We start from the raw sequence: 1,674 nt of genomic DNA, 5'->3' as shown, positions 1-1,674 counted from the left end.
GGATGGCGCTTCGCTTATCCGCCCTACGGTGCTGCCGCTTTCACATACATCGACGTCATGGCCGGGCTCGTCCCGCCTGCGCGGCCGAAGCCGCTTCGGCGCGGCGAAGGCCCGGCTATTGACGTCTTGGGCTTTCGCTCCGCTGCAGAGGCGTGGATGCCCGGCACAAGGCCGGGCGTGACGCAGCATGGAGCACAAACAAAAACGCGAGCCTTGCGGCCCGCGTTTTTCAAACTCGGCAGATGCTTCGAAGCGATCAGCGCGGGCCGCGGGGACCGGCGCCAGCACCGGCAGCAGCTGCGCCGGGACGACCGCGGTCGGCGCCGAACGCCGGCTTCGGCTTCATCGGCAGCAGGCCTTCGCGCTGCAGCTTCTTGCGGGCCAGCTTGCGGGCGCGGCGCACGGCTTCGGCCTTTTCACGGGCCTTCTTCTCGGACGGCTTCTCGTAATGACCGCGGAGCTTCATCTCGCGGAAAATGCCCTCGCGCTGCATCTTCTTCTTCAGCGCCTTGAGAGCTTGATCGACGTTGTTATCGCGAACGAGAACCTGCACGCGGCATCCTCTTCAAAGATCGGATCGGAATTTCAGGAACAGGCGGGGCCGACAAAGGCCAGGCCCTCCACCTAGAGGGCGGTGCTGTACCAGATCGGGCCCGGGATGTCCACCACACCCATCGATTAAGTTTTTGCCACCTTCGGCGTTCCACTTTCGGCGGAACGTCAGCTTTTCTTCGGCTGAGAGACCACCGTGACGTGGCCCATCTTGCGGCCCGGCATGGCGAGGCGCTTGCCGTAGAGATGCACGGTGGCGCCGGGCTTGGTCAGCCAGCTGATGTAGTCGTGGACGTCGTCGCCGATCAGGTTCGTCATGGTGACGTCGCCGTGGCGCAGCGGTTGCGCCAGCGGCCAGCCGGCGATGGCGCGGATGTGCTGTTCGAACTGCGAGACCGAGGCGCCGTCGAGCGTCCAGTGCCCCGAATTATGCACCCGCGGCGCGATCTCGTTGACCAGCACCTTAGGCTGCCCGTTCTCCGGCACCACGAACATCTCGACGCCGAGCACGCCCACATAGCCGAGCGCGGTGGCAATGCTGGTGGCGATCCGCCGCGCCTCGGTGGCGACCGACTCGGGCACATTGGCGGGGACGTGCGAGGTCTTGAGGATGTGGTCGCGGTGCTCGTTTTCGGTGAGGTCGTAGCAGACCACCTGACCGTCGGCGCTGCGCGCGGCAATCACCGAGACTTCGCGCTCGAACGGCACGAACGCCTCGAGAATCGCCGCGCGGGTTTCGAGCCGATGCCAGGCAGCGTCGAGATCGTCGCCGGGCCGCAGCATGATCTGGCCCTTGCCGTCGTAGCCGAAGCGGCGGGTCTTCAACACGGCGGGCAGGCCGATCCGCGCCACGGCCTCGTGCAGCATCTGGGGCGAGGTGACGTCCGCATAGGCGGCGGTACCGATGCCGAGCTTGGTAACGAAGTCCTTCTCGGCCAGCCGGTCCTGCGTGGTTTCGAGGATCTTGTGCTCCGGCAGCACCGGCTTGCGCGCCGCCAGCACAAGCGCGGCCGAAGCCGGCACGTTCTCGAACTCGTAGGTGATGACGTCGACTTCCGCGGCGAACATCTCCAGCGCCTCGACATCGGCGAATTCAGCGCAGGGGGCGTTCTGCACCACATC

At 66.0% G+C, this 1,674-nt stretch carries 2 protein-coding genes; both read right to left on the bottom strand.

Going from position 1 to position 1,674, the window contains the following annotated elements:
• Window positions 1-256: 256 nt before the first annotated feature.
• A complete protein-coding gene (gene rpsU, locus I5M_RS17475) occupies window positions 257-553 on the bottom strand; it encodes a 30S ribosomal protein S21 (protein ID WP_022722575.1) in 297 nt (98 codons plus the stop codon).
• Between the two features lie 167 nt (window positions 554-720).
• On the bottom strand, window positions 721-1,674 hold a 954-nt coding region (locus I5M_RS17470), incomplete at its 5' end, for a 5-(carboxyamino)imidazole ribonucleotide synthase (RefSeq protein ID WP_022722574.1).

It is taken from the genome of Rhodopseudomonas sp. B29, from assembly GCF_000333455.1.
GTDB lineage: Bacteria > Pseudomonadota > Alphaproteobacteria > Rhizobiales > Xanthobacteraceae > Rhodopseudomonas.
The sequence above is the reverse complement of the archived record's forward strand: the minus strand, read 5'-3'. Positions and strand labels throughout refer to the sequence as shown.